We start from the raw sequence: 26,078 nt of genomic DNA, 5'->3' as shown, positions 1-26,078 counted from the left end.
AGTATAACACACCTTTAGCCATTTCTTTTTGCCACAATTCGTCAAAAAAACCTCCCTATATATAGGGAGGTTTTTTGCCATTTACTACAAGAAACAGACGATTAAGCCTGTACTTTACTTTTCATGAACGTATGAATTCGTTCTAATGCTTTCTCAACTTGCTCAAGAGATGTCGCATACGATAATCGAACGTTATTTGGTGCACCAAATCCTGTACCTGGAACAAGAGCCACCTTTTCTTCTTCTAATAATGCTTTTGCCCACTCATCAACTGTATCATACCCAGCTAACGCTACGGCTTCTTTTACATTTGGGAATAAGTAAAAAGCACCTTGTGGCTTAATGCAAGTGAAACCAGGAATTTGAATTAATTTATCATAAATAATGTTCAATCTTTCTTCAAACGCTTGACGCATTGTTTCTACAGGTTCTTGTGAGCCTGCATACGCAGCAATTGCACCATATTGAGCAATTGAAGTAGGGTTTGACGTACTATGACTCGCTAAGTTCGTCATCGCTTTAATAAGCTGCTTATTTCCTGCTGCATATCCAATACGCCAACCTGTCATAGAATGCGATTTAGATACACCATTAATAATAAGTGTTTGTTCTTTTAATACATTAGAAAGCTGGGCAATTGAAGTATATTCCGCGTCACCATAAATCAATTTTTCATAAATCTCATCTGAAACGATTAAGATATCATGCTCTAAACATACTTCTCCAAGCTGTTGTAATTCTTCTTTGCTGTAAATCATCCCTGTTGGATTGCTCGGTGAATTAATAATAACAGCTTTCGTTTTCTCTGTAATTGCCTCACGCAGCTGCTTTGCTGTAATTTTGTACTCATTGCCTTCTAGACCTTCTACATAAACTGGCTTACCACCAGCAAGCTTTACTTGCTCAGGATAACTTACCCAATAAGGAGTTGGGATGATAACTTCATCTCCTTCATCAAGTAACACTTGGAATAATGTATATAATGCATGCTTGGCACCATTACATACAATAATTTCAGATGGATCATACGCAATTCCTTGATCACGAGTAAACTTCTTCACAATTTCTTGTTTTAACGCTTGTAATCCACCTGTTGGTGTATATTTCGTATGTCCTTCTAACATCGCTTTATGCGCAGCATCCATAATATGTTTTGGCGTATTAAAGTCAGGTTCTCCTGCTCCTAATCCAATTACATCATGACCTTCTGCTTTTAATGCTTGTGCCTTTGCTGTAATTTCTAAAGTTGCAGATGGTGTTAAAGCAGCTACTCGCTTTGCTAATTTCATTTGTAAGTTCCCCCTACATCTATTTTTCAATGCTGTATCGTCTTAAAAAGTTCCCATCTTTAAATTCAAGATAGTAGTAACTATAACGATTGTCATCATCAATATATGTAACTTCCCATAATGGTATATTATTTTCAAAGCCTAATTTTGCTTTTAAAATTTCTTTCGGCTTACTTTTGGGTTCTTTACTTTCATCTCCGACTTGTTCAATCGTTCTTTGTAAAGCATCTTTTTCAGAAATACCTTCGCTCTTTTTCCTTACTATAGTTTCCCCTTTTTTCTCAGGCACCCAAACGATAAGTTGTTCTCCTTTTTCATCTGTACCTTGTACGACTGTATATGAAGATTTTCCATTATAATAATCAACAGTATTTACCTTTGTAAGCTTTGCCTTTTCTTTCGCAATTTCTACAGACTTTGACTCTTTTGGAATTTTCTTTTCCATCGCTTTATTATAAACATATGCCCCATATATTCCGCTAGCAACGATAACGATAATGATTGTAAAGATCCACTTTTTCATTGTATCACTACGTTCTGTAAATCGTAAATACAGCTGTTTCTTTATCTTTTTCGTCTAATGCTAATCCGAACATGAGGTCCTGCTCTTTTAACGTACGATTCAAACCATCAACAATTTTATACAAGTCAGACGAATATTTAATACGCGTCGTTGATAGGACTTCGATTTTCTTATCCATGAAAAAACTCCTCCGTTACACAAAAATTTCTAATTATAGAAGAACGCAATGCGGTTACAATAAGAGTACATTCTTTACAACCCCTGCTTCATCACCCATCTATTATAGCAGGACATGTACAGCAAAAAAAGGTTTCAAATCGAAAAGCAATATATTTTGTATACAAGAAGTAAGAAAAATAAAATTCCTCCTACCCACATTTTTTACGCCTGAAGTTTAAATGTACTTCAGGCGTATTTTTCTTCCAATTTTATTCATTTGACGATTCTTCTAACTGTACTAACAATTCTTCTAACGGTCCTTCATAGAGCGGTACAGTTGGGATTGATTGTAAAAATCGTTTTCCATAGGAAGAACTTGTCAAACGACGATCTAATACAAATACAGTTCCCGTATCTGTATTTGTTCTAATAAGACGACCAAACCCTTGTTTGAAACGCAAGATTGCTTGCGGGAGCGCCAACTTATCGAATACGTCTTCTCCTTGATTTTTTAACCACTCTCCTTTTGCTTCCATCATCGGCTGATGAGGAGGGGTAAAAGGCAGACGGACAATGACAAGACAGCTTAGGGCATCTCCAGGTATATCTATCCCTTCCCAAAAACTACTTGTTCCTAACAAAATCGATTTGTCGAACTCCTGGAATTTGCGGATTAGACGACTTCGGCTCTTATTATTCACACTTTGCGTTAATAATAAATATCCTTCTAATGTCTCATCATTTTTCAAATTCGTATACGCTTCTTTCAACATTTCATACGAAGTGAATAAAACGAGCATTCTACCTTTTGTAGATTTCGCTATTTTCGCAATATGTGCCGATATAGACTCAATATATTCTTCATTACTTGCTTTCTTAATAAAAGGTACATCCGTTGAAACCATTAATTTCATTTGCTCTTCAAAACGGAATGGTGATGGAACCTTTAATGTATTGGGAGCAAAATCATGTAAACCTAGCTCCTCTTTTATATAGTCGAATGAATCATTAACTGTTAACGTTGCTGATGTGAAAATAACACTCTTTTTCTGGGTTAAAAATTCATCAGCAAATCTTTCACCAATATGAACAGGCTGCGCATATAGAACTGTTGAATGAATCGTTCCCTTCGTTTCAGTCTCCATCCATGTCACGTATGAATTTTTTTCTAAAATGAGTAATTGTAAAGATTGTGCCATCTTTCTCAACAACTCAATTAAATGCATAAATTCACCTGTAACGACATGCATCTCCCATTCTAATTTACTTTGCAATATTTCAGCTTGCTTCTCAAGTGTAGTCAATAACTTTCTTACATCATACACAAATCGATTTGTTAACTCGGTAATGCTATCCCATAACTTACCTTTCTCTACTTCCGTGTTATATCGATAAATGAGTGGCATATTGCTCATCCCTTGTTCCTGCTTTGTTTGTTTAAATACGAAAGTCCGTAACATTTGAAATAGTTCATCCGCATCAAATTTCAATTCCTTCAAACTATGACTCACCATACGGAAAGTCGAACGCGATGCTTGCTCTGATTTTTTCATCATTTTATATACTTTAGAAAGTACATCATCTGTTTCTAGCGTACCAAGACGAGATAAAGCTAATTGAAAATACATGCATGAGAACTGTTCACCTAATGTTCTACTCGCCGCTTCCTCGATATGATGAGCTTCATCAAAAATAATATGTTCACATGAAGCAAACAGTGGTTCTTCACTTGAAAAATCTTGAAATAATAACGCATGATTTGTAATAACGATATCTGCAAATAATGCTTTATTCTTTGCTCTTTGATAAAAACAACGACTATACCAGTTGCTTTGCATCCCGCCTGGACTATGTACATCACTACAAATACGGTTCCAAAGTAACTTGCCGCCCTCAGGAATATTCAATTCATCACGATCGCCAGTTTCCGTTTGCAATAACCACACTAAAATTTTTGCCTTTGTGAGCGCCATATCATAATTTTTCTCTTCCTCTTGCAAAGCATATTCAAATTTGTGTAGACAAAGGTAATGCTTTCTTCCTTTCAGAAGAGCTACTTCAAATGAAAATGGCATTATTTTCTTTAATAAAGGAATTTCTTTTTCTAGTATTTGTTGTTGCAATTGTACAGTTTGTGTACTTATAATGACAGGTTCTTCTTTTTTCTTTGCGAAATAAATACTTGGAAGTAAATATGCAAGCGTCTTCCCCGTACCTGTTCCTGCTTCAATCAGTGAAAACCTAGAATCTCTTAGCGCTGTATATATTTCCTTCATCATAATCTGTTGGCTTTCTCTTTTTTCAAACTTTGGCATATTCAATTCAAGTTTATCGATTGTCTTATGTAAGAAAGCATCAAATTTAGATGAGTATGTTTCACTGAGGCTTAAAGAATAATTCCGCTTTCGAAGCGCAATATTTCGATACACCTCACACTCCTCTGCCTCTTCTTTACCATGCATCATTTTCTTTAAAATATTTTCAGAAAGTACATCAGCTATATCACTTTGGAAAACATCACTTAATTCATAAAGCGATTGTAATGTGACAAGTGGTAACTTTTCAATTTCACTTAAAAATTGTAAAAACAACTCCGCTGTTGCAAGAGCATCACTATCCGCACGATGTGGTTGATCGTGCTCTAGTTCATGCTGCTTAGCTAAATCACGTAATTTATAACTATCAGCTGTCGGCAAAAGAATTTGCGCCAATTCAACTGTATCAATTTTAGGACAATGTACTTCTGTATATCCAGCCTGCCTTAATTCTTCATTTAAAAAATTCCAATCAAAGTGAACGTTATGTGCAACAAAAGCCGCACCTTGTAATAGCTCAACAATCATCGGGGCTACATCTCGAAATAACGGGGCTTGTTTTACAAGATTTTCATCAATCCCAGTTAATTCTGTAATAAATAGGGGAATCTCTCTCTTCGGATTAATAAAAGATGAAAAAATCTCTAATATCTCTCCATCTTCCACTACAACAGCTGCAATTTGGGTGATTTTATCCTTCCCATCCTTCCAGGAGTTCCCTGTCGTCTCTAAATCAACAACGACATAACGCTTACTCATATATGTAACACCTCAATTTCTTACCTATCAAACACAAAAATTATATAATGTTACTATACCACGTTTTACCTCATCTTAATGAAAAGATGCACAAAAAAGCTATCTCCTTAATTAGAGATAGCCTTCCTACTTATAATATCGTGCCAGCTTTTTCAGCACCTAACATTTCAATAATTTGATTATCATCGTCTAATACTGCAATTTTCGGCTCTTGTTTATGAATATTTTCTTCTGCCACTAAACCATAGCAAATAATAATAACTTTATCCCCCGGTTGTACAAGCCTTGCAGCTGCACCATTTAAACACACAACACCGCTACCGCGCTCTCCTTTAATAACATATGTCTCTAAGCGAGCTCCATTGTTGTTATTTACAATTTGTACTTTTTCATTTTCTACAATATTTACCGCATCCATTAAATCTTCATCAATTGTAATACTACCTACATAATTTAAATTTGCTTCTGTTACAGTTGCACGATGTAACTTCGCTCTCATCATTGTGCGAAACATAGATGCTCCCCCTTATTTCCCCATTAATGTTATATTGTCAATTAATCGTACATTTTCAAACTTAACTGCAATCGCTAAAATGATTCTTCCTTCAATTTTATTTATTGCTTTTAATGAAGGATATGCATATAAATCAGCATAATCTACAGTGCCTTTCGTATACTTCTCAATATGCTCTTTCACAAGATTCATAATGATTTCCGGATTACGTTCGCCTGCCTCAATTCGTTCTTTCGCTATACATAGACTGCCGTATAAATGAGGAGCCTCTTCACGTTCTTCTAGTGATAAATACACATTACGAGAACTTTTCGCTAATCCATCTTCTTCCCTTACAATATCAACTGGTACGATCGTAACGGGAATATTAAAATCAGTTACGAATCCTTCAATTACAGCTACTTGCTGTGCATCTTTCATACCGAAATAAGCACGCGTTGGCAATGTAATATTAAATAGTTTCATTAGTACAGTCGCAACACCAGCGAAATGACCAGGTCTTTGTTTGCCACATAATACGTCGGTACGCTTCACAACTGCTACTGTTGTCGTTTGTTCTGCTGGATACATCTCTTCTACACTCGGATAAAATAAATAATCAACACCATTTTCTTTTGCTACATTTTCATCTCTATCAATATCACGTGGGTATCGATCTAAATCTTCATTTGGTCCAAATTGTAGTGGATTTACAAATACACTTAAAACTACAATTTCATTTTCTTCCCTTGCCTTACGTAGTAACGTAGCATGCCCTTCGTGTAAATACCCCATCGTTGGAACAAAACCGATACTTTTTCCACTTGCATGCAGTTCGTTTGTAATTTGCTGCATCTCTTGCACTGTAGTTATGATTTTCATTATTGTTTTCCTCCGTATAACGCTAAGCACTCTTCCTCTTTCATTGTGAATGAATGTTTTTCTTCAGGAAATTGCCCTGTCTTTACTTCAGTAACGTATTGCGAAATCCCTCGCACAATCTCCTCTTGAACAGACGTATATTGCTTAACAAATTTCGGAACACGATTTACGCCGTACGAGATAAGATCGTGGTATACAAGAACTTGCCCATCTACTTTTTGTCCTGCTCCAATTCCGATTGTAGGAATTGTTAACTGCTCTGAAATAATTTCTGCTAATTGCATTGGCACACATTCTAGCACAAGTGCTATCGCACCAGCTTCCTCACATTTCTTTGCATCTTCTATTAATTTTTTTGCACTTTCAGCATCTTTCCCTTGTACTTTATACCCACCTAGCACTCCTACAGATTGAGGAGTTAAACCTAAATGCGCCACAACGGGAATTCCCGCATTCGTTAAGTAGTGAATAGTTGATATAACTTCTCCAGCACCTTCTACCTTTAATGCATGTGCCCCGCTCTCTTGAACAATGCGACGTGCATTAATCATCGTATCTTGCGATGAGACATGATAAGACATAAATGGCATATCAGTTACAATAAACGTCTCTTTCGCTCCGCGGCGTACAGCTTTCGTATGATGAATCATATCCTCTACTGTTACTGGAACTGTTGAATCATACCCAAGTACAACCATTCCTAGAGAATCACCCACTAAAATCATATCGACTTTAGCTTCTTCTGCTAATTTAGCAGATGGATAATCATACGCCGTTAGCATTGTAATCGGCTCACCTTGCTCTTTCATTTTCAAAAAATCTGTTTTTGTTTTCAAAAACTACTCCTCCTTTATGCAGGAGAGAGGAGATGGCCGAAATCATATAAAAAAACCCCTCTGGCCATAAAAGGGCAGAAGGGTTGTGTGTTAGTCGGCATTATTCATCCCTCTGTCCCAGTCCGTTATTGGATCAAGGCAGAATCCAAATTATTATTTTTTCATACTGCGTAAAATAATGGTGCAGTTCGCTTTGATACTGCCCATATTCGAAATAATTATAGCAAACTCTGAAAAGGAATTGCTACATTTTTTCGAAAAAATAATTTTTTATCCCTATTACGGTATGTGAAATTTATTAGTATCTAAATGACAAAAAGAAGCTCCAAAATAGGAACTTCTTTTACTTAATTTCTATATCAGCAGAATGAATGTGGTGCACTTGTCCTTGATGATCCTCAAGTAACAATACACCATCCTCCGTAATTCCTTTTGCTAGCCCATTAATAGTTTCCTTCATCGTTCGAGCTGTAATTTCTTTTCCGATACTTACTGCGTAACTTTCCCAAAGAATTTTAATAACAGAGAAGCCATTTTTTAAATACTCTTCATACAATTTCTCTAGTTGCAAGAAAATTTGTTGCATAAGTTCCGCACGAACAATCGGCTTACCAGATTCAATTGCTAATGAAGTTGCAATTTGCTGAATTTCCTCATCAAAATGTTCTTGTTTCTGATTTGCATTAATGCCAATTCCCATAATAACAGCATTAATTTTATCTGGATCAGCTTGCATCTCCGTTAGTATACCGACAGCTTTTTTACCTTGAATTAAAATATCATTCGGCCATTTAATCCCTACGTTTACACCGGTACATTTTTCAATTGCTTGCGCTACGCTAACAGCTGCTAATAAAGTGAGCTGTGGTGCATGATGAACTGGAATCGAGGGACGCAAAATAATACTCATCCAAATTCCTGTTCCTTTTGGGGAATACCATTTTCTACTTAAACGTCCTCTACCTGCTGTTTGTTCTTCAGCAACGACAATTGTTCCCTCTTCTGCGCCTTCATAAGCAAGTCTCGCTGCAATATGCTGAGTAGACTCAACCGATTCTTCAAAATAAACCGTTCTACCGATACGCTCTGTTTGTAATCCTAATTGAATCTCATTCGCAGTTACTTTATCTGGTTTACTAGCAATTCGGTACCCTAAGCGGCGTACAGCTTCTAGTTCATACCCTTCATTACGAAGGTCCTCCATATGCTTCCATACAGCGGTTCTCGAACAACCAAGTTTGTCACTAAGTATTTGACCAGATACAAATGCACCATCTGCTTCAGAAAAAACTTGTAATAACTGCTTTCTTATAGTAGATTGCATCTTTGTAGCCACTCCCTTATATCCTCTTTCTTATTAACTAAATCTCCTTGTACGATTGCTTCTTCAATATTTTGAAGCATTTCGGCAACCCACGGACCTGGCTTTTTATCTGTCCAGCTTAATAAATCATTACCAGTCACATTCATTTCTTGACGATTTTTTATCGGCAATGCATGAAATAATGATTGTACTTGCTTAACAGACGCACTATTATAACTTTCTATTATCGCTTCATATACTCTTTCCGCCATCTCAGCGATGCGAATCCCAGTTTTATAAAGAAGGATTGTATCCCACTCCTTCTCCTTTCTAGAACGAATTGCTAATAAAACCGCTACGATATCTTTAATCTTTTTATTCGAGAACTTCCATTGACGCAAAAAGACAGATGGATGCTCTTCTCCGATACAATATAAGAAAAATGCCCACGCCTCAACGTCTGTTTCGAAAGAATCCCATTTATACTGCGTAGCTTTCAAGAGTCTTTCTTCTGACATTTGCAAATATGGCAGATGAGAAAATAGCTTAGTTTCTACTAACTCTTGAAGACCATTCACACAATATGTACCGGTCAACAATTTTTCAAATTCAACTGTAATTCTTTCAATCGCTATATGTTCGAGCAAATGCCCATACGTTTCAATTGCTTGTTTCGTCTTTATTTCCAAAGAGAAACCTAACGTACTTACGAACCGAATACCACGCATCATTCGCAGTGCATCTTCTTGAAAACGGTCTGCAGCATCTCCAACCGTTGTAATTTCCTTCAGACGAATCGCTTCTTTCCCAGCAAATAAATCAACCATTTCGCCTTCCTCTGTCATTGCAATTGCATTCATCGTGAAATCACGTCGTTTTAAATCCTCTTCTAATGAACGGACAAATTGAACACTACTAGGTCTTCGAAAATCTTCATATTCGCTTTCTGTTCGAAAAGTAGTTACCTCATACGGTTCACCATTTTCTACAACAATTACAGTTCCATGCTCAAGACCAACCGGAACATGTCTTGGGAAAATAGCCATTACTTCTTCTGGTAAAGCAGATGTTGCGATATCGATATCTCCAATCGGTCTATCGATAATAAGATCGCGTACACTTCCACCAACGAAGTAAGCCTCATGTCCGTGCTGTTTTAACATCTCAATAATTGAACTAGCTTTTTTAAATCTTTCCATTCTTGTCATCCCTTAGTATGTCATAATAAATCGCCTCATACTGTGAAACGATTTTTTCCGAACGAAACTGCTCATATACAGATTTCATCGCTCGCTCTCCCATATTACGGTGAAGTTCTTCATTTTCTAGTAGCTGAATTGCTTGCTTAGCTATTCCGTCTGTATCTCCAACTTCACATATATATCCTGTTTCACCATGTTGAATGACCTCTGGAATGCCCCCAACCCTCGTTCCGATACTAGGCACACCACACGCCATCGCTTCTAATATAACAAGACCAAAACTTTCCTTTTCTGATAAAAGTAGCATTAAATCACTCATCGCAAGAAGCTCTGCAACATTATCTTGCTTTCCTAGGAATAAGACACGTTCCTCAATATGTAAACTTTTCACCAATTGTAAAATAGTACAGAACTCTGGTCCATCACCAACAAGAAGCAATTTTGCATCTACTTCCTTTACAATTTTGGCAAATGACTGCACAACATCCTGTACACGCTTAACCTTTCGGAAATTTGAAATATGAATCAACACTTTTTCATTTTCTCGTATACCATATTCTTTTTTTAATTGAGACATATCACGTTTGAAATAAACACGTTCATCTACAAAATTGTATACCGTCTCAATTTCTTTATCTGGTTTTACAAGTTCATTTGTTTCTTCAATTAACGAATGTGACACAGCTGTAACAACATCAGATTGTTCAATACCAAAGCGAATTAAATTATTTAACGAAGGGTCGGAACCTAACACAGTAATATCCGTTCCATGTAAGGTCGTAACAATTTTAATACGCTCCCCAATCATTTGTTTTGCTAAATATGCACAAATAGCATGAGGGATTGCATAATGCACATGTAAAATATCAAGGTTTTCTCTTTGAGCAACCTCTGCCATTTTACTCGCTAATGCTAAATCGTAAGGTGGATATTGAAAAACAGAATATTGATTTACTGTTACTTCGTGAAAATAAATGTTCGGGTACACTTTATTCAACCGAAATGGTACACCCGATGTAATAAAATGAATTTCATGCCCGCGTTCCGCCAATTGCTTTCCTAACTCTGTCCCAACAACCCCAGAACCACCTACAGAAGGATAACATGTAATACCTATTTTCAATTTCATTTACATCCCCCTATTAAATCAGCATGTAATAAAACCGGTTTCTTACTCATAAATCCTTCGGCATACAGCACTCCAACTTCTTTCCCAAACATCTTCTCCCGAGCGATTACAGTTTCAACGTATCCTTCGGTTAATGGCGTCTTAACACCATCACTCCCTGTTGAAAACTGACTTTCATACGCTTCTAACGCTTCCACCTTTTTAGAAAGGTATTCACTAATATCTATACAAAAATTCGGTTTATGAAAACCATTAATCATATAATTATAAAAAGACTCTACACGGTGCGGCGGAAGTTCAGGCATATATTTAAGAATTCCCGCTGAAAAGATAGCTTCTTCCACAAGTTTCGCGCAATTAGCATGGTCTGGATGACGATCTTCGTAATATGGTGCGAAAATTAGTGTTGGTTTATATGTACGAATAATCTTTACAATTTCACGTATATATTCTTCTTTCATATACAAGCCACGGTCTGGCATTGCTAAATTAATTCTCGTTTTTACTCCCATAATACGAGCTGCAGCCTTTGCTTCTTCTTTTCTTAGTTCTACCGTTCCATTTGAAGAAAGATCAGCTTCTGTTAAATCGCAAATGCCTACTTCATATCCTTGCTTCGTATACTTTGCAATGGTACCTGCCATGCCGATTTCAACATCATCGGCATGAGCACCAAACGCTAATATATGTAATCCACTCATAATTGTTCCCCTCATTTTCTTAACTTTCGGTAATCTAAATCTCCCCGCTCTAATGCATGCATTAGCATTTCAGCACTTGCCATATTTGTTGCTAATGGGATGGCGTATACATCACATAAACGAAGTAACGCATTAACATCTGGTTCATGCGGCTGGGCTGTTAGTGGATCCCGGAAAAAAATCACCATATCCATCTCATTTTTTGCAATCATTGCACCAATTTCTTGATCGCCACCTAGAGGACCGGATTGATATCTTGTTACAACTAAACCAGTTGCCTCCATAATACGAAGTCCTGTCGTTCCAGTTGCAAAAAGTTCATGTTTTTCAAAAATTGGTTTATATGCGTATGCGAACGAAACCATATCATCTTTCTTTTTGTCATGTGCGATTAAGGCAATTTTCATCCGTTGTCTCTCCCTTTAGTCGATAATATTTTCTAAACCGTACACAAGATGATCAAGGTTCATTACTGTTTCAATTGATAGTTTTACACCTGACATAAATGATGCACGGTTGAATGAATCATGACGAACTGTTAACATTTGTCCATCTCCGCCGAACATTACTTCTTGGTGTGCAATAAGCCCTGGTAGACGTACGCTATGAATGTGAATACCGTCTACATTTGCACCACGTGCCCCTTCTAATTGTTCCGTTTCATTAGGGTGCCCTTGCTCTTTTGGTACACGATTTTGACGGATTAATTCTACTGTTTTTACAGCTGTACCAGATGGTGCGTCTAATTTTTGATCATGGTGTAATTCAATTACTTCAACATCTTGGAAGTACTTCGCTGCCATTTGTGAAAATTTCATCATAAGAACTGCACCAATCGCAAAATTTGGAGCGATAATTGTTCCTACTTCTTTTTCTTTTGCATTTTCTGTTAATTGCTTTAGTTCTTCTTCAGTAAATCCAGTTGTACCAATAACTGATCGAAGTCCACGTTCAACTGCAAGTGTCACATGTTTCTTTCCAATTTCTGGTGTTGTTAAATCTAACAATACATCTGCTTCTACTTCATCTAAACAAGTATGTAAATCCGCGTAAATAGGTGCATCTAGCGCTGGCATTCCCGGTAAATCAGAAATTTTTTCTCCGCCATGCTTATAATCAATTGCTGCTACTAAATTGAAATGCGCTGTTCTTTCCATAAGAAGGACTGCTTCATATCCCATGCGTCCTCGTGGTCCAGCGATAATTACTTTAATTTCTTTCATGCGTCTTTCTCTCCCTCATCAATACGTGTCCAACGATCTTTATCACGTGTATTAAATTTATTCATTACAATGTTATGCGCTGTTTCTAAATCAATATTTAAACTATTTGCCATACAAATCATAACAAATAAAACATCTCCAAGCTCTTCCTCAACACTTCGTTCTTTCTCAGTCGTTTTCTTTGGTTTCTCACCATAATAATGATTAACCTCTCTTGCAAGCTCTCCCATTTCTTCAGTTAAACGAGCCATCATTGCAAGCGGACTAAAATAACCTTCTTTAAATTGACCGATATATGCATCTACTTCTTTCTGCATATCTTTCATCGTTTTTGCTTCCATACTAGTCACCTCTTATTCCTTCCTCTTTCATGTTAGCCAATTCATCGCGATTTGACAAATATTATTCCCTCATATCACTATTTACGACTCTTTTTAGGATAGACTATAATAAAGTGAAACTTTCTTTTGCGGTTTTTTGCAAAAGATCAGCCTGAACCAATCGGGTCCCTGCGGCTGGTTCGACCTTTTCTTCTTCGCTTTTCCCTCTACCAGCCGTTGGGACGGGATAAAGTGAAACTTTCTTTTGCAGTTTTTCCGCACAATATCAGGCTGAACTAATTAAGCTCTTATACCATTCTCTATTTTTACTATCAACTAGAAATAACTTATTATTATGTTCTATCGTTTAAGAGGAGTAATGCAATCATTACATAATTAGGGGGATTTCTAAATGACATCAAATTTGAAGATTCGGAATATCATTTTTATTTTAATCGGTTCCGCTATTTTTTCTTTCGGTATTGTGAATATCAATATTGAAAACCATCTTGCAGAGGGTGGATTTACCGGCATTACGCTATTATTATATTTTAAATTTTCACTTGATCCTTCCTATACAAACTTAATTTTAAACGTCCCTCTATTTTTCATTGGCTGGAAATTACTCGGCCGAACAACATTTTTATACACATTAATCGGTACATTTAGCGTCTCTTTATTCCTTTGGGTGTTTCAGCGCTACGAGGTTCTCAACTTACATTTAAACTTGCAAAATGATATGACACTGGCTGCTTTATTCGCTGGGGCATTTATCGGCATAGGACTTGGAATTATATTCAAATACGGCGGGACTACTGGCGGTGTTGATATTATCGCAAGGCTAGCTCACAAATATGTTGGCTGGAGTATGGGAAAAACGATGTTTATGTTTGATGCGGTCGTTATCATTATCTCTATTCTTACATATTTATCATATCGCGAGGGCATGTATACGTTAGTTGCTGTTTTTATCGGGGCCAAGGTTATTGATTTCATGCAAGAAGGTGCTTATGCAGCAAAAGGAGCAACTATTATTTCTGATAAAAACGATGAAATTGCTTCAAAAATTTTATCAGAAATGGAGCGCGGAGCAACCTTTTTAAAAGCAGTTGGATCCTATACAAAAATAGAACGTAATGTACTATATTGTGTTGTTGCTAAAAATGAAATCGTAAAATTAAAAAATATCATTATTTCAGTAGATCCACATGCCTTTGTCGCTGTAAGTGATGTACACGATGTTGTTGGTGAAGGATTTACATTAGATGAAAATAAAAAACCGTTACATAATTAAAGTCAGCTAGAAAAGCTCTGTAGCTTTTCTAGTTTTTTATTATAAATCTTTTAAGTTTCTCCAAATCCTCATAAATAAGCTCCAACAAACTCCGATTATAGAAAATAGAAGCTGGATGAAAGGTCGGAAAAATATGATATTCTTTTTCTGACCAAATAAATTCTGTACTGCTGCTATCTTTCAATCGCTGCACAGGTTGCTTTAACAATTCTCCATGAACATCCGTAATTTTATTATTTTTACCAACTAAACGCTGTAATGCAATATTACCAAGTGTGACAATAACCGGCTGCTGTATAAATTCCAGTTCATAATCTAGCAAAGGTGCATGGGCAAGTATCTCACCTTGATTCGGTGTTCTATTGTACTTCTTCTGTATTATTTCGCCATTTCGTTCCCTTTTCTCTCTCCATTTATAAGGTCTACTCCGGACCGCACTCGTAATATATACTTCTTCCCTTGTAACGTGAATACGTTCTAAAAATTCCATTAAATGTTTTCCCGCTCTCCCACTAAATGGAATCCCATTATGAATTTCTGTTTCACCAGGTGCTTCTCCAACAAGCATTAATTTCGGGTTTTTAGGGCCCTGTCCACTTAAAAAACCTTCTAATTGGTATATAGCACTACGCTCCTTCACTTGTTTAACTAAATGATATGGATATTCTATGTCCGTCACCTTCTTTCATCATTCCATACTTATCTTTATTTTAACTAGTTCTATACCCCATATTCTCTCTATTATTTCCATTTGTAACATATTATAAGATTCAATCCACAAAACAAAAAAAGACTATCAAAATTGATAGTCTTTAATCGTCGCTACGCTGCATACCAGTATAAATTAATACGAGACGTAATAATTCAAATACTGCTACAGCAGCTGCTGCTACATATGTTAATGCTGCCGCATTTAATACTTTACGAGCTTGACCGTACTCATCTGTTGATACGATACCAAGTGCTTCAATTTGTTGCATTGCGCGTTTTGATGCATCAAACTCAACTGGTAATGTAACAAGTTGGAAAATAACACCTGCTGCCATTAAAATAATTCCTAGTAACAACAAACCAGACATTTGTGCAAATACACCAATTAGGACAAAAACCCATGACATGTTTGAACCAAAATTAGCAACTGGCACTAACGAATGGCGTACACGCATAAAGTTATAATCTTTCGCATCTTGAATTGCGTGTCCTACTTCATGTGCTGCTACAGCTGTACCAGCAACTGAATGACCATAATAGTTATCTGTCGATAATCTAACCGTCTTTACACGCGGGTCATAATGATCTGACAAATGACCTGGCGTTTCTTCTACGGCTACATTGTACAATCCATTTTCATCTAAAATTTTTCGAGCCACTTCCGCTCCTGTCATACCTGATGTTGAATAAACTTGTGAATACTTGCTATAGGCACTACGTACTTTTGACTGTGCATACAACGGTATGATCAAAATGATCGCGAAGTAAATTAAATAAAACATCATAAACCTCCATTGAAGTTTTAATTATAGTACTTCTCATTCTATTTTTTTCTTCCACCGTTGTCAATAAATAAACCTTACAATCCGTATCTTTATTTATGCGTATTATCTATCTTTAGAATGCAAGTTGCTTCTCCGCTTCTCTCTCTCCCCTTTATACTTTCTCCATCCAACATACGTTAAAGTGAACAAAATAAGTCCTCCAGTAATTGTCATAAACCAAATGAGAGAGGGAGCAATCTCATCTTTTTTTACTGTATGAAATATTTTTTGCAAATCACCTTTAATAATCCCTAGTTGCATTTGTCCACCTTTCGTTTTTAACATAACGTTACGAAATTCATCCAAATAAGATAAATGTGCATTTACACGCTGCGCTTCGTTTTCTGGCAGAGCAATCATTAAACTAGGATAAATAATATTAAATTCATTTAAAAATGTATTTAGCGTCTGTTGGAACTGTCCATCATCTTCTTTTTCCATCGCCTTTTCTACTTGAGAAAAAGCATTCATTATCTTTCTTTCTCTTTCCATCCAAAGTGGCTGATATTTAGATACTTGTGCATCAACAGCAAGTTGTAACGCTAACATATTATCCACTTTAACTTGCCTATCTGAATCTTCCGCGAGAGATTGTTTCGCCTTATCGTATGCTAAAGAAACGACTCTAATTTGTCCCGGAGTTACTTTTGAATTATTTTCATTCTCCTTTGATAGAAATTGCTCTGAGAAATGGTACAGTACTTGTATTGCCTTTTCATCTTCTTTTTTCTTCACTAACTGCAAAGAGTCATCTAGCAATCCAGTTAGTTCACTCCACTCTTCAGCATATATACGTACTGGAAACATTATAATTAGAAATGCTATCAGTCCAATTAATGTTCTCTTCATCCCGGTCCCCCCTATAACTACTAGTACAAAATATGTGGAATTGGACAAGAATAGAACAGAACAAAACCAAAAAATATATTATCTCTATGAAAACAAAAAAATTCTCTTTAAACAGAGAATTTTTTCTTTGAAACCCTTTTCTTTTTCACTAAATATTTATACACACCGTAACAAAGCATGCTACCACCTAAAATCAATAATAAAATAATACATGCAGCATGCATAAAGAATTCTTCCGGTAACATTAAAATAACCGGATCTGTTTCAATATCAAACATCCAATAATCATTGCTAAATAAAAGCTTATGAAATAATACGAAACTCTTTTCAAAATTAATAGCAATTGGTAACGTAAGAGCTATTGGAAAAATAATTGTAAGAATCGCTCCGTGAAGTAAAAACTTTTCCTTTTTCTTTTTTAATAAATACGCTCCTCCTAATACAGCAATTACAATCGTTCCATACATTATATATTGAATCTTGACTACAATATTTTTAACATCTACAAAATGAATGCGTCCATTTGTGGACATATCTAATGTCGGCAATTGTAATGCACCTTCATAAAACGGCGATAAATATGTAATAAGCACATCATAGTTTCTCTTAATTTCATCTTTCGTCATATCCGCTAAATCTGGAATATTTAAAAAATCAATTTCAAAATAATACAACCATTTTCCATATATAACTACCGTTGTCGCGAGAGCGAAAACAGAAAATGCTATGCTATAGGAAACTACTAAAGTGATCAATCGATCCAATATGTTTATACCGCTCTTATTTTTCTTCATTTTCTCCCCCTAAATGTTCTCACCATCATAAAGAAAACTGTTTTCGGTTCTCACGTAAGCAATAATAATATGTAATACACAGTACAGCAATACTTAACCAAAACGTAAAATAACCAATTTTCTCTACAAATAAATGCATAATCCCATATCTCGGCATTTGCCAAAATAAATAATCAATTGCATCATTATGTAATGTCCATATGCCAGCTACAGTGAAGTGCCATTTTTTTATCCGATAAAACGGAGCATATAACATTCCCTGCACTGCCATCGCAAAATGAGATAACATTAACATATATCCCATAAGGCCAATAGGGCCTTTTACATAAATCATAATTGCATTTACAACAACAGCCCAAACACCATATTTTATTAAAGTAACTATCGCTAGCGCTTCTATTAACCCCCAGTTCTTCTTCATCAAGAAAGCAATTAAAACAAAGACAAAAAAGAGAGTCGCCATAGGGCTATCTGGTACAAACGGCCAAAATATAGGTGAGGTTTCTTTTAATTGATTTCCATACCATATGAATCCGTAAATTGTACCTAATATGTTAACAACCAATAAAAATAATAGTACCGAACGTTGCCTTAACATTGCATACAAGTAAGCCAATCTGTATGTCCAACACCTTTCAAACAAAGTAATTCTTTCATCGAACTCTACTCTATTATATAGCAAACTTTCCGTCATCGTAGAGTAGAAAACTGAAACAGATTAAATTTTCTTTAGGGATGGCTTTGCTATCCCTTTTCTGTTTCAGCTTCCCCTCATCAAACCGTACGTGAGGTTTTCCCTCATACGGCTTTCCGATGCTCTTCCTTCTTTAGCTTTCAGTTTGTTCTAGCTTCCTACTTTCACGAGTGTGTATGTTATTTTCTTCATCAAGTCCTTGATACGACCATGTTTCTTTCGAACATTTCTTTTCTTATTCCAAAAAAGGTTAAGCCGTTCTAAGACGTACCAATCTATTTTACCGAGCCACTTCTGTCCAATTGAAGATAGGCTATAATAATTTTTGAATCCTTGTAGAATTCTATTTAAACCTTTCACCATCAAACAGTGCCCAACTTAGCTGGGCACGCAAAATAAAAAGCTGACTACAGATTTTGTAGTCAGCTTTTCTATTATTTTTTATTATACTTTGCAACGAATTCCGAAAGCTTTTTCAGTTCCTCATCTGTACCTTTAAATACACCTTTAGGCATTGAACCTTTTCCATCTTTCGCAATTTTAGCGATTTCTTCTGGTTTTAAAGTTAAGTTTTGTAAAGCCGGTGCTGCCGCTCCGCCCTGTAAATTGTCACCATGACATGTTAAACAAGTATTTTTTTGCATCAACTTGTAGCCGTCATCATTTTTATCAACTGGTGCTGTTTTTACAATTGCTCCTTGTTTTTTTGCAGCTTCCCAATCGTGGTGTGCTACAGATTCCCAAGTTAAAAAAATAATCGATGCAATTGCTAAAAGCATAAACCCCGTTGCTACAGGACGCTTCAATGGTGCTCTTTCTGGGCCTCGATCTAGAAACGGAGCTAATAGTAACGCTCCAAACGCAATCCCCGGCATAATAAACGCACCAATTACAGTAAATGAGCCTGAAGCATACGAATACTTTAATAACTGATACAAGAATAAGAAATACCAATCTGGAAGTGGTATATATCCTGCATCTGTAGGATCCGCCATTCTCTCAAGCGGTGACGGATGCGCCACTGTTAAACATAAATAACCGACTAAAAAAACTGCACCAACCATCCATTCTTTTAACAAGAAATTCGGCCAAAACGCTTCTGTTTTCCCTGGATATTCAGAATAATCTTTTGGAATATTTGGTTTCCGGGCTACTGGTACCCGAGAATCTCCTACAAACTTCATCCCTTTGCCGCGATGCATAATCTCCCTCCTTTTGTTCTTTCCCCTTTAATTTAGCAATCTCTTATAGCGGACCGGAAATACCTTGTTTGCGAATCATGATGAAGTGGAAGGCCATTAAACCTAGAAGTGCTGCTGGTAAGAAGAAGACGTGAATAGCAAAGAAGCGAGTTAATGTTTGAGCGCCAACGATTTCGGAATGACCAGCGAGTAATGTTTTAATATAAGGACCAATGAGCGGCGTTTGCTCTGCAATTTGAATCCCTACTTTCGTAGCAAATAACGCTTTCATATCCCACGGTAATAAATATCCGGTAAAACCAAGACCTAACATAACAAAGAAAATAAGAACACCAACAATCCAGTTTAACTCACGAGGCTTTTTATACGCACCTTGGAAGAAAACTCTGAGTGTATGTAAAAACATCATTACAATTACGAGACTAGCACCCCAGTGATGCATACCACGAACAATTTGCCCGTAAGCTACTTCATTTTGTAAATAATAAACCGACTCCCAAGCATTTTTAATATCCGGCACATAATACATCGTCAAAAACATTCCGGACAAAATTTGAATTACTGTAACGAAAAAGGTAAGTCCTCCAAAGCAATAGACGAATGCAGAAAAGTGATGTGCCGGGTTAACATGCTCAGGTACTTCATGATCAGCGATATCACGCCATATCGGTGTAATATCTAAACGTTCGTCCACCCAATCATAAATTTTATTTAGCATCTACTTTGCACCCCCTCTTGGCTTCGCTTTTCCTAAATACAGCGTTCCATCTTTCACTTTAGACTCGTACACATCAAGCGGAGCAAGAGGCGGTGTGCCTTTAATGTTCATCCCATCTTTTGTGTAACGTCCCCCGTGACACGGGCAAAAGAATTGATTAGGATGTGCTTTGTCCGAATTCCAGTTCACTGTGCAACCTAAATGTTTACATACTGGAGAAAACGCAACAATTTCTCCACTTTCATCTTTATGCACCCAAGCAGATTTTGGCTCTTCAGACTTGTACCACCCGTCAACCTGCTTCACCTTAAAATCGAAGCGCTTCGGCTCTGTTGTAATATCCTTTACTTGTCCAACAGCAACCATATCTGTTCCCGCTTCTTTTCTTAACACCGGATCAAGCGCAAACCTCGTCATCGGCATTAAAATACCCGCCGCCATAAAGCCTCCTACCCCTGTAAGTGTGTAATTTAAAAACTGTCTTCTTGACACACGATGTTCTTTCTCGCTCACGAAAATTTCCCCCCTCTATCAGAAATTGTCCCCTCGTGAAAAAATTATATAAAAAATAAAAACTAGGACACTATCATGATATAATACCCTCTTGTATAGGTCAATATCATACTACTCATAATAATAAGAACTTTCTGTTTATTATTATTTTATCCATCTTTCTTCCAACATTTCCATAATATTTTTTATGTGTGCACGAATAACTTCCCTTTTCGCTTGGTCACTAAATTGCTCTAATGATAACGATGGAAACCAAAATAAATCACCCTGCACATCTCTCATATCTTCTTTCCATGAAAAGTCACTTGTCACATAGGCAATATGCTTAAAACCTTGCCTTTGCAAATGATCTGTCCATTCTTGCAAACGGTCTTTTTCATTCTTTTGGCTCTCTACCAAATACGTAAATGCGGGCAGTAAAAGCACTCTTCCTTTATACTCCCTTTCCAACTCCATACTCAAAGCCTCAATAAATTCACCTTGCTCTACAACCATTTTCATCCCTTTTGCTGCCGAAATAGACAAAAGGGGTATAATCCCTGTATCTACATACTCCCTCGCTTGCTCAAACTGTTCTACATCTTTTACAATCCATTTCACCTTTTCTCCCCTCCTCCATTTTAAATAACAGAACTTTCACTTTATATATATTAAACCATACTAAAAGAGGTAAAAAAAGAAAAACTACCTATTATTAAGTAGTTTTTCTTAAAAAGTCTGAATTTCGTAAAGATTACATAATCAAAATGAATTCTATAAAATTTTCAACTCTGCTGTTAACCTATGAAATGCTTCCTTATCTTGCTTATCCAAAGCTTCATCAATTTGTTTCAAAAGACGTTCTCTTCTAAATGAGAATACACTTTCTTCTAAAAATCGTTCTGCAAGCAATCGATCTTTTTCATTCACTTCAATATGCTTTGGCAAATATGGGTTTTCTTCTAATACAGCTACATAGTTTGCATTTTGGAACGATGATTTAAAATTAAGCTGAATATAAATATCCTCATCTCGATTCAAACGAATATCATGAAACGATTTTTCTGCATCTGTTGTCATTACATTTTGTTTAAAAAAGTGAAACGGTGTGTCTTTCACACAATTTGCTGACATTACTAAGCCACGCGGACAATATTTTGCATGTTCTACGAAGTGGACTTTATGCATTAATTGATCGTGACTCATTAAATAATTCAAAATCCATACACATTCACGCTGTTTCAGTTGGTAATTATTCAAAAACCATTTTACAAAATCCTTCTTCTCGTTTACAGAAACAGGGGTATTCATAGCGATTAAGTCCCTCCTCTGTCTTTCTCTTTTCTTTTTAGATTCAAGAAGCGGCATTCAGTTTCCTTCCAACTTATGAAAAATCCTCTAAATTATATAACAATTCTTCAATATGAATTTGTGTCGGGTCTAGTTGTATTAACTGCGTAAATACTTCTTTCGCCTCTTTTCGCATTCCTTCTTCTAATAAGAAATAACCGTACTCTTCCAAGAAATCTGGATGATTCTTAAAAGAAGTATATGCACTTTCATAGTGTTTTAATGCATCCGAATACATTTCTAATTGTTTTTTTGCAAATGCAAGATCCCAAAGTAGTTGTGTATCTGGTTCTCCACTGTCAATTGCACGCTCTACAACTGCAATTAGCTCTTCGTATTTCTCTTGTTCTTTTAAAATATACGCATATTTTAATATCGCACCTAAATGTCCCGGATCTAGCTCCAGCGCTTTTTGAAGCACTTCTTCTGCCTCCGCTATTTTACCTAATTTCGCCGCAATATTCGCTAATTCTACATAGAAAGGAACAGACAGCTCATCTACTTTAATTCCTTCTTGAAGTGTTTCATAGCTTTCTTGAAGCATACCTTCTTTTTCATAGCTTTTCGCTAAATACATGTATAACGATGCGTATTCAGGATCTAATTCTTTTAATTCTTGCCAAGCACCAATTGCTCTTTGATATTCTTCTCCTTGGTATAATGTGAAGGCATATCCAAATAATGAGTGAATATCTTTTTGCTCTTCTAACCCGGCTTCATAGTAAGAGATTGCCTCTTCCCAGTTTCCAATAGCACTTAAAGTTTCTGCTAGACGAAGCGCAATGACAACACCACCCATAACTTTATGTTCTGCTAGTAACGATTCATAATAAGTGATCGCCTTTTGCTCTTCACCTTTACTACTATATAATTCTGCTAACCCAAACGTAATAACAGGTTCGTCTGGCATCATTTCTTTCGCCTTTAATAGTTTTTGTTCTGCTACATCATCAAAACCTTGCATTTGGAATAAATCCGCTACAAGTAATAACGATTGAACATATAAATCATCGTTTTCTGGAATATCATGAAGCACTTCAATCGCTTCATCTTCTTTATCTAAATCAATATATAATTCTGCTAAAAATACCGTAAATTCACTTTCTTCCGGATATAGCAAGCGTAAGTCTTCAGTAATTGCTAACGCCTCATCCATAAACCCAAGTGTATGATAGTAACGAGCGATATCATACTTCTCTTCATCATTAGCAACTCGTAGTTGTTCTTTTAATAATTGTAATCCTTTTTCTGCTTCACCGTTTTCAATATAAGAAACAGCCTGTTCAAACTTTTGCATAAACGTCTCCTTTAATTCAAAAAATATTCTCTTCTGTTCATTTATCATAAGCAACTAGGTGTAAGAACGCAACCTTTTGAGTGAACTACCTCTTCCTATACTTTCTCTCATAGCGCAGCTAATTGTTCGAAAAATTCCGGATACGATACAGCGACCGCATCACTATTCTCTATTTTCACTTCTCCATCTATAATACACGATGCGATTGCAAGCATCATCCCAATACGATGATCGCCGTGACTATTAACAGTATTTCCTTTTAAACTTTGTTTACCATATATAATCATACCATCTGGTGTAGCTTCAATCTTCGCACCTAATTTGCCTAATTCATCTACAACCGTATCGATACGATTTGTTTCTTTTACTTTTAACTCCTCAGCGTTTTTAATAACAGTAATTCCTTCTGCCTGCGTTGCCAATAAAGCAATTACAGGAATTTCATCAATTAATCTTGGAATAAGGGGTCCACCAATTTCTATTCCTTTTAGTTTAGATGTTTCAATCGTAATATCCCCGCACGGTTCAAACTCTTCATTTCTAATATGATCGATAGAAATAAGTGCACCCATCTTTGTTAATACATCTAAAACCCCTGTTCTCGTCGGATTTAAACCAACGTTTTCCAATACAAGCTTACTATTTTGGACAATTGCACCAGCTACTAAGAAAAATGCCGCCGAAGAAATATCTCCTGGAACTTCTATGTCTGCACCTTTAAGTTGTTGTCCACCTTGTAATGAAACAGTCCGTCCATTAACATCTACGGTACAACCGAATGCACGCAACATTCTTTCCGTATGATCACGAGATTGCATGGGCTCTGTTACCGTAGTAATCCCTTCCCCTTGCAAACCCGCAAGTAAAACTGCTGACTTCACTTGTGCGCTTGCTACTGGTGAATGGTAATGCATACCTTTTACCTTACCACCGCGAATAGATAAAGGTGTATATTGTCCGTTTTCTCTACCATCAATTTGAGCATTCATCTTACTAAGCGGGTCTGTAACACGTTTCATAGGACGTTTTCCAATTGATGCATCACCAATTATCGTACTATGGAACGGCGTATTTGCTAAAATCCCAAGCATAAGACGAATAGTCGTCCCTGAATTCCCCACATCTAATACTTCTTTCGGTTCTTGTAAATTATGTAATCCTTTACCGTAAATCGTGACATCGTTACCAAACTGTTCAATCTGGACACCTAGTTTTTGAAAACATGCAATTGTACTTAAACAATCTTCTCCTAATAAAAAATTTGATACTTTCGTCGTCCCTTCCGCTATCGCTCCAAACATAACAGAGCGATGCGAAATAGATTTATCTCCTGGAACAACAATTTTCCCATTCAAACTATTTTTTCGTCCTACTAGTTTCAAACTGTATCCTCCTCACATTTTAAATAAGTTATATGTACAATAGTTCTTCTTATACGTCTACTTCTATTGTAACGTTTTCTTTCTTGAACGTGCAAACAACTCCCCTTATTGCAGTTCAAATGAAAAAGGCTCCTGTAACAGGAGCCTCCACCATTTCTTAAGAATACGTTTCTTCTTTCTTCACTTGTTCTTTTACAAATTCCGTAAGTAATTCAATAATCTCATCATTTTCTTCTTTTAATCCAACAGTAATACGAATACCATCATGCATACCAAATGCTGCACCAGAACGAACGATATATCCTTTTTTCATTAATCGTTCGAAAGCTTCATTACCAGGTATACCAAGTTTCAAGAAAATGAAATTCGTTTGAGATGGATAGTAGAATACGTTATATTTCTTACAAAATGCATAATATTGATTTAATCCTCCGGCATTTTTCTTCACACACTCTTGTAAAAACTGTTGATCCTCTATTGCCGCTAATGCTACCGCTTGGGCGATAGTTGATGTGTTAAATGGTAGTCTTGCTACCTCTAGCTGCCCAATAAGCTTTGCATCACCAATCGCATATCCAATACGAAAAGCAGCTAATCCATATGCTTTTGAGAATGTGCGTAGCACCATAAGATTTTCGTACTTTTCAAGAAGAGGTAATGTTTGCGGATAATCTTCTGCCCCAGCATATTCATAATATGCTTCGTCCATAATAACGAGCGCTGACTTTGGAACTGATTCTAAAAATGAAAGTAATTTTTGTTTTTCTACATATGTACCTGTCGGATTATTCGGATTACAAATCCATACAATCTTCGTTTTCTCATCTACTTGTTGTAACATTGCATCTAAATCGTGAATGCCATCTTTAAGTGGTACTTCACGAACTTCTGCTCCTTCAATAACAGCATGGTGATGGTATTGCGAGAACGTAGGATTCGCCATTACAACATTTGTTCCATTATGTAGCAAAGCACGACTAATCATTTGAATGACTTCATCTAGCCCACTACCAAATAAAAGTTGTTCCGCTTTTACACCTAAATGCTCTGCTACTTTCTCACGAAGCTCAAATGCCGCCCCGTCCGGATAAAGTGCATATTGATTAGCTAACGAAGTTAATGCTTCTGTCACACGCGCAGAGCAGCCAAACGGATTTTCATTCGATGCTAATTTTACAATTTTCGACAATCCGTATTCTCTTTTTACTTCCTCAATATTTTTCCCAGGTACATATGCTCTCAAAGTTAACAATTGCTCTTTTACTCTCACTTTTCTTCCCCCAGTCATTGATATGATTTATAATGTCTTACTGTCATCTTTAATCATAACCGTCACC

The 26,078-nt window shown here is 36.4% G+C and carries 28 protein-coding genes; 1 reads left to right on the top strand and 27 read right to left on the bottom strand.

Annotated features, from left to right (window positions below; genetic code table 11):
- Positions 1–101: 101 nt before the first annotated feature.
- The 14 genes from aspB to JFU23_RS23455 all read right to left on the bottom strand — a co-directional run bounded on the left by aspB (position 102) and on the right by JFU23_RS23455 (position 13,155).
- Positions 102–1,289: an aspartate transaminase AspB gene (gene aspB, locus JFU23_RS23520; RefSeq protein WP_002011860.1), complete on the bottom strand. Its 1,188-nt coding sequence runs from the start codon at positions 1,287–1,289 to the stop codon at positions 102–104.
- A gap of 19 nt (positions 1,290–1,308) precedes the next feature.
- Entirely contained in the window at positions 1,309–1,812 is a 504-nt protein-coding gene (locus JFU23_RS23515) for a cell wall elongation regulator TseB-like domain-containing protein (RefSeq protein WP_002030789.1), read from the bottom strand.
- 7 nt (positions 1,813–1,819) lie between these two features.
- Entirely contained in the window at positions 1,820–1,990 is a 171-nt protein-coding gene (locus JFU23_RS23510; protein WP_002086589.1) for a YpmA family protein, read from the bottom strand.
- A gap of 250 nt (positions 1,991–2,240) precedes the next feature.
- Positions 2,241–5,045 (bottom strand): ATP-dependent DNA helicase DinG, encoded by a 2,805-nt coding sequence (gene dinG / locus JFU23_RS23505; protein WP_201032805.1) that lies wholly within the window; start codon positions 5,043–5,045, stop codon positions 2,241–2,243.
- A gap of 130 nt (positions 5,046–5,175) precedes the next feature.
- Positions 5,176–5,559, bottom strand: coding sequence for an aspartate 1-decarboxylase (gene panD / locus JFU23_RS23500; protein ID WP_000490176.1), 384 nt, complete (start codon positions 5,557–5,559; stop codon positions 5,176–5,178).
- A gap of 12 nt (positions 5,560–5,571) precedes the next feature.
- Positions 5,572–6,420 (bottom strand): pantoate--beta-alanine ligase, encoded by an 849-nt coding sequence (gene panC / locus JFU23_RS23495; protein WP_201032804.1) that lies wholly within the window; start codon positions 6,418–6,420, stop codon positions 5,572–5,574.
- Positions 6,420–7,256, bottom strand: a complete 837-nt coding sequence (gene panB, locus JFU23_RS23490) for a 3-methyl-2-oxobutanoate hydroxymethyltransferase (RefSeq protein ID WP_002126469.1) — start codon at positions 7,254–7,256, stop codon at positions 6,420–6,422. Before panB ends, panC begins: the two co-directional genes overlap by 1 nt.
- A gap of 343 nt (positions 7,257–7,599) precedes the next feature.
- Positions 7,600–8,580 (bottom strand): biotin--[acetyl-CoA-carboxylase] ligase, encoded by a 981-nt coding sequence (locus JFU23_RS23485; RefSeq protein WP_002086594.1) that lies wholly within the window; start codon positions 8,578–8,580, stop codon positions 7,600–7,602.
- The gene (locus JFU23_RS23480) at positions 8,565–9,758 is read right to left on the bottom strand and encodes a CCA tRNA nucleotidyltransferase (RefSeq protein WP_002086595.1); all 1,194 of its coding nucleotides are present in this window, start codon (positions 9,756–9,758) and stop codon (positions 8,565–8,567) included. Before JFU23_RS23480 ends, JFU23_RS23485 begins: the two co-directional genes overlap by 16 nt.
- Entirely contained in the window at positions 9,745–10,890 is a 1,146-nt protein-coding gene (gene bshA / locus JFU23_RS23475) for an N-acetyl-alpha-D-glucosaminyl L-malate synthase BshA (protein ID WP_002086596.1), read from the bottom strand. Before bshA ends, JFU23_RS23480 begins: the two co-directional genes overlap by 14 nt.
- Positions 10,887–11,591, bottom strand: a complete 705-nt coding sequence (gene bshB1 / locus JFU23_RS23470; protein WP_085310101.1) for a bacillithiol biosynthesis deacetylase BshB1 — start codon at positions 11,589–11,591, stop codon at positions 10,887–10,889. Before bshB1 ends, bshA begins: the two co-directional genes overlap by 4 nt.
- A gap of 11 nt (positions 11,592–11,602) precedes the next feature.
- Entirely contained in the window at positions 11,603–11,998 is a 396-nt protein-coding gene (gene mgsA, locus JFU23_RS23465; RefSeq protein ID WP_000684753.1) for a methylglyoxal synthase, read from the bottom strand.
- Positions 11,999–12,013: 15 nt separating this feature from the next.
- Positions 12,014–12,814, bottom strand: coding sequence for a dihydrodipicolinate reductase (gene dapB, locus JFU23_RS23460; RefSeq protein WP_002126457.1), 801 nt, complete (start codon positions 12,812–12,814; stop codon positions 12,014–12,016).
- Positions 12,811–13,155 (bottom strand): nucleotide pyrophosphohydrolase, encoded by a 345-nt coding sequence (locus tag JFU23_RS23455; protein WP_002011846.1) that lies wholly within the window; start codon positions 13,153–13,155, stop codon positions 12,811–12,813. Before JFU23_RS23455 ends, dapB begins: the two co-directional genes overlap by 4 nt.
- A 391-nt stretch (positions 13,156–13,546) precedes the next feature.
- Here JFU23_RS23455 and JFU23_RS23450 point away from each other — a divergent pair, with 391 nt between their 5' ends.
- Entirely contained in the window at positions 13,547–14,428 is an 882-nt protein-coding gene (locus JFU23_RS23450; RefSeq protein ID WP_002011845.1) for a YitT family protein, read from the top strand.
- Positions 14,429–14,456: 28 nt separating this feature from the next.
- On the opposite strand, the gene JFU23_RS23445 is transcribed toward JFU23_RS23450, so the two are convergent.
- From JFU23_RS23445 to hisC, 13 genes are all read right to left on the bottom strand, one after another.
- Positions 14,457–15,107, bottom strand: a complete 651-nt coding sequence (locus tag JFU23_RS23445) for a uracil-DNA glycosylase (RefSeq protein WP_002188995.1) — start codon at positions 15,105–15,107, stop codon at positions 14,457–14,459.
- 133 nt (positions 15,108–15,240) lie between these two features.
- Complete coding sequence (locus tag JFU23_RS23440; protein WP_002086606.1) at positions 15,241–15,921, bottom strand: zinc metallopeptidase; 681 nt, start codon at positions 15,919–15,921, stop codon at positions 15,241–15,243.
- A gap of 105 nt (positions 15,922–16,026) precedes the next feature.
- The gene (ypjB, locus tag JFU23_RS23435; RefSeq protein WP_002141040.1) at positions 16,027–16,812 is read right to left on the bottom strand and encodes a sporulation protein YpjB; all 786 of its coding nucleotides are present in this window, start codon (positions 16,810–16,812) and stop codon (positions 16,027–16,029) included.
- Positions 16,813–16,919: 107 nt separating this feature from the next.
- Positions 16,920–17,606, bottom strand: a complete 687-nt coding sequence (gene lit, locus JFU23_RS23430; protein ID WP_002030775.1) for a lipoprotein intramolecular transacylase Lit — start codon at positions 17,604–17,606, stop codon at positions 16,920–16,922.
- 25 nt (positions 17,607–17,631) lie between these two features.
- The gene (gene lhaT / locus JFU23_RS23425) at positions 17,632–18,222 is read right to left on the bottom strand and encodes a lipoprotein heptaprenylglyceryl N-acetyltransferase LhaT (RefSeq protein WP_002086612.1); all 591 of its coding nucleotides are present in this window, start codon (positions 18,220–18,222) and stop codon (positions 17,632–17,634) included.
- 512 nt (positions 18,223–18,734) lie between these two features.
- The gene (gene qcrC / locus JFU23_RS23415; RefSeq protein WP_002011836.1) at positions 18,735–19,502 is read right to left on the bottom strand and encodes a menaquinol-cytochrome c reductase cytochrome b/c subunit; all 768 of its coding nucleotides are present in this window, start codon (positions 19,500–19,502) and stop codon (positions 18,735–18,737) included.
- Between the two features lie 43 nt (positions 19,503–19,545).
- Entirely contained in the window at positions 19,546–20,220 is a 675-nt protein-coding gene (gene qcrB, locus JFU23_RS23410) for a menaquinol-cytochrome c reductase cytochrome b subunit (protein WP_000932700.1), read from the bottom strand.
- Positions 20,221–20,733, bottom strand: coding sequence for a menaquinol-cytochrome c reductase iron-sulfur subunit (gene qcrA, locus JFU23_RS23405; protein WP_002011835.1), 513 nt, complete (start codon positions 20,731–20,733; stop codon positions 20,221–20,223).
- Positions 20,734–20,877: 144 nt separating this feature from the next.
- Positions 20,878–21,333: a YpiF family protein gene (locus JFU23_RS23400; protein ID WP_002064531.1), complete on the bottom strand. Its 456-nt coding sequence runs from the start codon at positions 21,331–21,333 to the stop codon at positions 20,878–20,880.
- Between the two features lie 153 nt (positions 21,334–21,486).
- Complete coding sequence (locus JFU23_RS23395; protein WP_002086615.1) at positions 21,487–22,023, bottom strand: ReoY family proteolytic degradation factor; 537 nt, start codon at positions 22,021–22,023, stop codon at positions 21,487–21,489.
- A 73-nt stretch (positions 22,024–22,096) separates the two neighbouring features.
- A complete protein-coding gene (locus JFU23_RS23390; RefSeq protein ID WP_002086616.1) occupies positions 22,097–23,359 on the bottom strand; it encodes a tetratricopeptide repeat protein in 1,263 nt (420 codons plus the stop codon).
- 107 nt (positions 23,360–23,466) lie between these two features.
- The gene (gene aroA, locus JFU23_RS23385) at positions 23,467–24,741 is read right to left on the bottom strand and encodes a 3-phosphoshikimate 1-carboxyvinyltransferase (protein WP_201032803.1); all 1,275 of its coding nucleotides are present in this window, start codon (positions 24,739–24,741) and stop codon (positions 23,467–23,469) included.
- A gap of 157 nt (positions 24,742–24,898) precedes the next feature.
- Entirely contained in the window at positions 24,899–26,011 is a 1,113-nt protein-coding gene (hisC, locus tag JFU23_RS23380) for a histidinol-phosphate transaminase (protein ID WP_201032802.1), read from the bottom strand.
- Positions 26,012–26,078: the final 67 nt, after the last annotated feature.

The organism is Bacillus sp. TH50 (genome assembly GCF_016650565.1).
Taxonomy (GTDB): Bacteria; Bacillota; Bacilli; order Bacillales; family Bacillaceae_G; genus Bacillus_A; species Bacillus_A mycoides.
Note: the sequence above shows the minus strand (reverse complement) of the source record. Positions and strands in the feature narration are given on the sequence as shown.